The 3,073-nt window shown below is 65.8% G+C and carries 5 protein-coding genes; all 5 read left to right on the top strand.

Annotated features, from left to right (window positions below):
- The first annotated feature begins 44 nt into the window (after positions 1 to 44).
- The gene (locus tag VDP82_RS16290) at positions 45 to 542 is read left to right on the top strand and encodes a GNAT family N-acetyltransferase (RefSeq protein ID WP_416347132.1); all 498 of its coding nucleotides are present in this window, start codon (positions 45 to 47) and stop codon (positions 540 to 542) included.
- Positions 542 to 1,096, top strand: coding sequence for a DNA-3-methyladenine glycosylase (locus tag VDP82_RS16285; protein WP_416347131.1), 555 nt, complete (start codon positions 542 to 544; stop codon positions 1,094 to 1,096). The genes VDP82_RS16290 and VDP82_RS16285 overlap by 1 nt, the downstream gene beginning before the upstream one ends.
- A 303-nt stretch (positions 1,097 to 1,399) precedes the next feature.
- On the top strand, positions 1,400 to 1,714 hold the full coding sequence (locus VDP82_RS16280) for a plasmid stabilization protein (protein ID WP_323015877.1): 315 nt from the start codon (positions 1,400 to 1,402) through the stop codon (positions 1,712 to 1,714).
- A gap of 73 nt (positions 1,715 to 1,787) precedes the next feature.
- Entirely contained in the window at positions 1,788 to 2,639 is an 852-nt protein-coding gene (locus VDP82_RS16275) for an SDR family oxidoreductase (RefSeq protein ID WP_323015876.1), read from the top strand.
- A 60-nt stretch (positions 2,640 to 2,699) separates the two neighbouring features.
- Positions 2,700 to 3,073: DEAD/DEAH box helicase (locus VDP82_RS16270; protein ID WP_323015875.1), on the top strand; the 374-nt coding region annotated here is incomplete at its 3' end.

Below are 3,073 nucleotides of genomic sequence, written 5' to 3'. Positions count from 1 at the left end.
TTCCCCTCCGCCCCTAAACTCCCAGCTACCATCCTACCTGGAGCATGCACGTGACAGACCTTCTGGTCCGCCTCTACGATCTGCCTGTCCTCGACTCCGAAGCGCGCGTCGCCGCCTCCGGTGTCGTCATCCGCCGCGCCATCGCCCCCGAAATCCATGTGGTGCTCGATTGGATCGGCCATCATTTCCATCCCGCCTGGGTCAGCGAAGCCAGCAAGGGGATGATGCAGAACCCGGTCACCACCTGGCTGGCGGTCAGGGATGGGCAATTGCTCGGCTTTGCCTGCCACGACACCACCGCCAAGGGCTTTTTCGGCCCCACCGGCGTCGATGAAGCCGCGCGCGGGCAGGGCATAGGCGAGGCGCTGCTGCTGGCCACTTTGCGCGGCATGCGCGAGGCCGGCTATGGCTATGCCATCATCGGCGATCCCGGCCCGGTCGCCTTCTACCAGAAGCGCCTCGACGCCTTCCCCATCCCCAAATCCAAGCCCGGCATCTATGCCGGCATGCTGCGCGGGGTCGATGACGGCCCCATGCCCTGATGGTGCCACTCGGCCGTGAGTTTTTCGACCGCCCGGTGGTGGACGTCGCCCGCGACCTGATCGGGGTGACGCTGCTGGTCGATGGCGTCGGCGGCCCCCTTGTCGAGGTCGAAGCCTATGATCGGGCCGATCCGGCCTCCCACAGTTTTCGGGGTCCGACGCCGCGCAATGCCGCCATGTTCGGCCCGCCCGGCCATGCCTATGTCTACCGCATCTACGGCATGCATTGGTGCCTCAATTTCGTCTGCCAGCCCGGCAGCGCCGTGCTGATCCGCGCGCTCGAACCGCTCCATGGCACGCCCCTCATGGCCGCGCGCCGGGGCAGCGTCGGCCCGCGCCAGCTTTGCGCCGGCCCCGGCCGGCTGTGCCAGGCGCTGGGCGTCGACCTCACCCAGAACGGCCTTCCGCTCGATCAAGCGCCCTTCGCGCTGCTGCCCGCCGGCGAGAGCGGCGACATCGCCACCGGACCGCGCATCGGCATCACCAAGGGGGTGGAAACGCCCTGGCGCTTCGCCCGCCCCGGCTCGCCCTTCCTCAGCAAGCCCCTGCGCTAGAGCGTTTCCAGCAAAAGTGGAAACGGTTTTGCGGTTCGGAAACGCGATAAAACAAAGACTTAGATCATTTCAACGTTTCTACTAGACGGTGAAATGATCTAGCGTTCTCTCGTTCACACTTTCCTCTTCCCCGGAACCATCCGCGCTGCGCCCCATTGGTTCGGCGAGGCCGGTGCGCGTCAACCGGACGTGGTGGAGACGGGGAACGGACATGGTTTTTCCGGTTTCCCGGTCCGGCCAACGCAATGGCAGTCGAGCCCTGGTCCCACCCGTGCCGCGCCTCGCCCTTCAAGGAGATCAGCCATGCCCCAAGGGGACAAATCCGCCTATACCGACAAGCAGAAGCGCAAGGCCGAGCATATCGAAGAAGGCTATAAAGAGCGCGGCGTTTCCGAAAAGGAAGCCGAGCGCCGCGCCTGGGCCACGGTCAACAAGGACGACGGCGGCGGCAACAAATCCGGCTCCGGCCGCGGCACCCGCACCGGCAATCCCGCTGCCCACAAGGGTGGTGAGAAGGGCGGGGCGGCCTCGGCCAGCCGCTCGGCCGCCGAGCGCTCCGCCTCCGCCAAAAAGGCCGCCGCCACCCGCAAGCGCAACGCCGAGCACCACGCCCATTAGAGCGTTTTCAGCAAAAGTGGCTACCGCTTTTGCGGTTTGAAAACGCGACCACTCAAAGCTCTAGGAGGTGCAGATGACGGACCAGGTCAATCCGCCCCAGCAGCAGCACCGTCAGCCCGGCCGTGAAACCGAGATGCATCCCAACCCCGACTACATGCCGAAATTTCCCGGCAACGGGCGGCTGGCGGGCAAGGTGGCCGTTATCACCGGCGGCGATAGTGGCATCGGGCGGGCCTGCGCCGTGCTTTTCGCCCGCGAGGGGGCCGATCTGGCGCTGGTCTATCTTGAGGAAGATGAGGATGCCCGCATCACCGAAGCGGCCGTTCGCGCCGAAGGCCAGCAGGCGCTGCTGCTGCGCGGCGACGTGTCCGACCAGCAATTTTGCGACGACGCGGTGAAAAAGACCGTCGCCCGCTTCGGCAGGCTCGACGTGCTGGTCAACAATGCCGCCGAGCAGCACCCGCGCGAAGAGGTGACCGACATCACCCCCGAGCAATTGCAAAAAACCTTTGCCACCAACATCTTCGGCTATGTCTATCTGACCCAGGCAGCGCTGCCGCATCTGAAAAAGAGCGCTGCCATCGTCAATACCGCCTCGGTCACCGCCTATCGCGGCTCGCCCGCTTTGCTCGACTATTCGGCCACCAAGGGCGCCATTGTCTCCTTCACCAGGGCGCTGTCGGGCAATCTGGCCGACAGGGGCATCCGCGTGAACGCGGTGGCGCCGGGCCCGATCTGGACGCCACTTATCCCCGCCACCTTCGATGCTGATAAAGTTGCTGCATTTGGCGCCGACCAGCCGATGAAGCGTCCAGGCCAGCCAAACGAGGTCGCCACCTGCCATCTGTTCCTGGCCTGTGACGAAAGTTCCTACCTTTCCGGTCAGGTGCTTCACCCCAATGGCGGCGAGATCGTCGGGGGATAGGGGCCGGCCGGGCGCCATGCCGCCTTGCGGCGCACCCATGGGGTGTGATTCAAGTCCGGTGTGAATACGCTCGAATCGGCATGGGATCTGTTTCAGTCGGGCGCGCTGCCGGGGCCGCGCGAACCGCTGGCGGTGCTGCGCGATATTTTCGGCCATAAGAGCTTTCGCGGCCAGCAGGAAGATGTGGTCGCCCATGTCGTCGGCGGGGGCGACGCGGTGGTGCTTTTCCCCACCGGCGCGGGAAAATCCCTTTGCTATCAAGTCCCTGCCATCTGCCGGCCCGGCGTCGGCATCGTCATTTCGCCGCTCATCGCCCTGATGCGCGACCAGGTCGAGGCGCTGCGCCAGGCCGGCGTCGCGGCGGCGGCGCTCAATTCCGCCCTCAGCGCCGAGGAAGCCGCCGACGTGCGGCGCAGGCTGCGCAATGGCGACCT

It is taken from the genome of Devosia sp., assembly GCF_034675085.1.
Lineage (GTDB): Bacteria > Pseudomonadota > Alphaproteobacteria > Rhizobiales > Devosiaceae > Devosia.
This window is presented reverse-complemented; position numbering and strand designations above follow the sequence as displayed.